General features: G+C 40.7%; 4 protein-coding genes, 1 tRNA gene and 1 other RNA gene. 5 read left to right on the top strand and 1 reads right to left on the bottom strand.

Going from position 1 to position 3,793, the window contains the following annotated elements:
* Nucleotides 1–292 precede the first annotated feature (292 nt).
* From NTU69_01585 to recR, 5 genes are all read left to right on the top strand, one after another.
* Nucleotides 293–386: transfer RNA gene (locus NTU69_01585), tRNA-Ser, on the top strand.
* A 13-nt stretch (nt 387–399) separates the two neighbouring features.
* Nucleotides 400–497: signal recognition particle sRNA small type (gene ffs / locus NTU69_01590), an RNA gene on the top strand.
* A 123-nt stretch (nt 498–620) separates the two neighbouring features.
* Nucleotides 621–2,087: a DNA polymerase III subunit gamma/tau gene (gene dnaX / locus NTU69_01595; protein MCX5802220.1), complete on the top strand. Its 1,467-nt coding sequence runs from the start codon at nt 621–623 to the stop codon at nt 2,085–2,087.
* A 10-nt stretch (nt 2,088–2,097) separates the two neighbouring features.
* Nucleotides 2,098–2,412 carry a YbaB/EbfC family nucleoid-associated protein gene (locus NTU69_01600; GenBank protein ID MCX5802221.1) on the top strand — a complete coding sequence of 105 codons (315 nt, stop codon included), beginning with the start codon at nt 2,098–2,100 and terminating at the stop codon, nt 2,410–2,412.
* Nucleotides 2,413–3,009, top strand: a complete 597-nt coding sequence (recR, locus tag NTU69_01605) for a recombination mediator RecR (GenBank protein ID MCX5802222.1) — start codon at nt 2,413–2,415, stop codon at nt 3,007–3,009.
* Between the two features lie 193 nt (nt 3,010–3,202).
* On the opposite strand, the gene fsa is transcribed toward recR, so the two are convergent.
* Nucleotides 3,203–3,793, bottom strand: a 591-nt coding sequence (gene fsa / locus NTU69_01610; protein ID MCX5802223.1) for a fructose-6-phosphate aldolase, incomplete at its 5' end; no start/stop codon positions are given.

Genomic DNA, 3,793 nt, shown 5'->3' on the forward strand with positions numbered 1-3,793 from the left:
CAAAGTTCTGGATTTTGATACGCATGGAGAGGAACTGACCAAAGGTTATATTGCTAATTTGATACGAGACAATAGAAGCAGCAAGAAAAAAGCAAAAGACCATGCTTATAAGGTCATAGAACTTGAAGGTTGTTAGAAGAGCTTGCCGTCGTAGTGGAATCATTTGAAATTATTACTATATTATATTAACAGAGATGCAATGTCAACAAAGGTCACATTGCTATTCATACTCTACGGTTTTATCTGAATTGCCTTGTATAGCTTATGATGAATGTGGTATAAAAAGTGGATTGGAGAGATGTCCGAGAGGCTGAAGGAGCACGACTGGAAATCGTGTGTCCCGCCACAAAGTGGGACCGAGGGTTCAAATCCCTCTCTCTCCGCCAGAAAAGTAAAATAAACCAGGCCCTGCGCAACGTGGAGGTTATAAACCCCGTCAGGTTCGGAAGAAAGCAGCGGTAGTAACTAATCCGTGTGCCGCAGGTAGCCTGGTCTATAAAAAGACAATGTAGAATGATGAATGAAGAATTGAGAATAATAGGTCAGAATCCAGAAGTTAGAAGCAAAGGTTTAGAAAACTCTGAACTCCGAACTCCAAACTCCGAACGAGGTTTTTTCAAGTGAATTACACAGTAATTGCAAGAAGATGGAGACCGAAAAAATTCGATGAGGTGGTAGGACAGCCTCACATCATTACAACAATAAAAAATTCAATTAAATTTGGAAGAATACCACATGCCTACTTATTTACGGGTCCGAGGGGTGTTGGTAAGACCTCTCTGGCACGGATAATTGCAAAAGCTGTAAACTGTCTCAACAGGTCTACGGAAGAGCCGTGCGGTGAGTGTGAGAACTGCATCGCCATCGATACCGGGAAATTTGTCGATATTGTAGAAATAGACGCCGCATCTGCGGGAAGAATAGAAGAGATGAGGGATATGCTGGAGACCGTGAGGTACATGCCCATGAAGGGTATCTATAAGGTCTATATTCTGGATGAATCCCACATGCTCACCCCCCAGGCGAAGGATGCCTTTTTAAAAACCCTTGAAGAACCACCAGGACATAATATTTTCATTCTCGCAACCACAGAACCACAGAAGATTCCATACACAATCATGTCAAGGTGCCAGCGCTTTGATTTTAGAAGGATTCCGGAAGGGGATATAGTAGAACAGTTGAAAAAAATCTGTGCAGAAGAAAATATAGAATACGATGAGGGAGTTTTCCAGTATATCGCAATTGAGGCTGACGGGAGCCTCAGGGATGCCGAGTCGATTCTTGACCAGATTATCGCATATAGCGGAAAGCACATCTCGGAACAGGACGTAATAAGCATGATTGGTATTGTGGAAAAAGAGGTATTATACGGTATTGTGAAATCCATTTTAGATAGTGATTTGAAGAAGGGTCTGGAGATTATTGAAAAGACATTAAACCAGGGATATGATGTAAATGAGATATATAAGGGGCTTGTATCGTTTTTTAGAAATATGATGATATTAAAGGTCTGGGATGGCATCCCTCCCTTTCTTTACATAGGGGAAGAAGAGTATAAGAGGATTGTTGGTTTGCTGAAGGGCATTGAGTATTATGAGATACAGAACATGTTAAACTACATGTTGAAGTCTGAGGATTTGTTGAAGGGCCTTTTCCCAAGGGTATCACTGGAGATATTCTATATAAATCTTTATAACATTTCAAAGCTGAGGGATGTAGAGAAGATTATAGATAGTTTAGACAGGCATGATTATCGGATAGAGGAAAACATAAGGGATGAAAAGCCCGAACCGGAATTTGAACCTGATGTAAAGGGGTTTATTGAATATTTGAGGAAGAAAAAACCCATGATAAGCAGCATTTTTGAAACCCTCGACATTAAAATAGAGAACAGCAATGTTATTGTGTTCCTTGACAGGCAGTATAGCTTTATAAAAGATGACAGCGGTTTAAAACAGGAAATAAAAAAATATTTAAGGGAATTTTTTGGTAAAGAGATAGGCCTTATCCTTAAAGATGCAGGTGAAATAAAGAAAAGTGTCCTTGAGGAGTATGTGAAAGAGGCAGAGACATTATTTAAGATTTGAAGGAGGTAATATGTCTAAACAAATTGGACAGCTTTTGAGCCAGGCAAAAAAGATGCAGGAAAGATTTCAGAAGATACAGGAAGAAATGGGGGATAAAACCGTTGAGGCACAGTCCGGGGGCGGGATGGTTTCCTGTGTGGTAAATGGGAAACAGGAGTTAATTTCTTTAAAAATATCAGATGAAATATTGGAAGAGAAGGACAAGGAACTGTTGGAAGACCTTATAGTTGCTGCGATAAATGAAGGTTTAAATAAATCAAAAGAAATGCTGCAGGAAGAGATGTCGAAGATTACAGGCGGCATGCAGCTACCTTTTGGACTATAGATGTATTATCCGGAACCCATAGAAAGGTTAATAGAGAATCTCACAAGACTGCCAGGCATTGGCAGGAAAACTGCCACAAGACTTGCCTTCTTCCTGTTAAATACAAGGGATAGCTATATATCAGAACTTTCAAAAAACCTTATGGACATAAAAGAGAAGATAAAGCTCTGCGGTGTTTGTTTCAATATAACAGACGTTGACCCATGTATGATATGTACGGATGAGAGGAGGGATAAAGCGGTCATATGTGTGGTTGAGGAACCTTCCCATATGATGGTCGTTGAATCAGCAAATCCAGGTGTTTATAGATACCATATCCTTCACGGTGTAATAAATCCTATTGAAGGCGTGGGTCCTGATGAGGTGAGGATTAAGGAGTTAAAAGAAAGGATAGTGAGGGAAGAGATAAGGGAGGTCATCATAGCGACCAACCCGAATATAGAAGGGAATACAACGGCCCACTACATCGGTGAGATTTTAAAACCCCTCGATATAAAGATTACAAGGATTGCATCAGGCATACCGATAGGAGGGGATATTGTGTATGTCGACCTCCTGACCATAAAGAGCTCGCTGGAGAATAGAAAAACCCTTTAATACATGAATAACCGATCAACAATCCTGCCCAGGGCAGAACCAATAACCAAATAATAACCAATAACCAAGCACCAATAACCAAACAAATTCTAAGTCTTTAATTTGATTATTGGTAATTTTATATGTTTGGTTATTGTAATTTGGTCATTGATGATGTTTTTCTCTCTGGAACTTGAGATTTGGTCATTGGTTATTATTTCTTAATGGATTGCCAGTCCTTCAGGAATCTTTCAAGACCTATATCGGTTAATGGATGACCCATAAGCTGTCTCAGGACATTAAAGGGTATTGTGGAGATATCTGCACCAATTATCGCAGCCTGTAGTACGTGGAGAGGGTGCCTGATACTTGCAACGATAACCTCTGTATCGAAGACATAATTTGAGTATATCGTGAGGATATCTTCCACCACCTCCATGCCTCTCGCTGATATGTCATCGAGTCTTCCTATGAAGGGGCTGACATAAATGGCACCGGCCTTTGCAGCAATTAAGGCCTGGACCGGTTGGAATATAAGCGTTACATTTGTTTTTATCCCCTCCTTTGAGAGTGTCCTGACTGCCTTCATCCCTTCTTCTGTCATGGGGATTTTTATAACCGCATTTTTCCCGAGGGATGATAATTTCCTTGCCTCGCTGCACATCCCCTTTGAATCTTTTGCTATTACCTCAAGGCTTACAGGGCCAGCAACGAGAGATAAAATCTCCTTTATTGTCTTCCGGGGGTCTTTTTTTTCCTTTGCAAGGAGTGTTGGATTGGTGGTTACCCCGTCCACAAGCCCCAT

The sequence above is a fragment of the Pseudomonadota bacterium genome (genome assembly GCA_026388215.1).
GTDB lineage: Bacteria > Desulfobacterota > Syntrophorhabdia > Syntrophorhabdales > Syntrophorhabdaceae > JAPLKF01.

Coding starts and splice junctions, on each gene's coding strand:
- NTU69_01600 (MCX5802221.1), top strand. CDS start 2,098: ATGTCTAAACAAATTGGACAGCTTTTGAGCCAGGCAAAAAAGATGCAG.
- recR (MCX5802222.1), top strand. CDS start 2,413: ATGTATTATCCGGAACCCATAGAAAGGTTAATAGAGAATCTCACAAGA.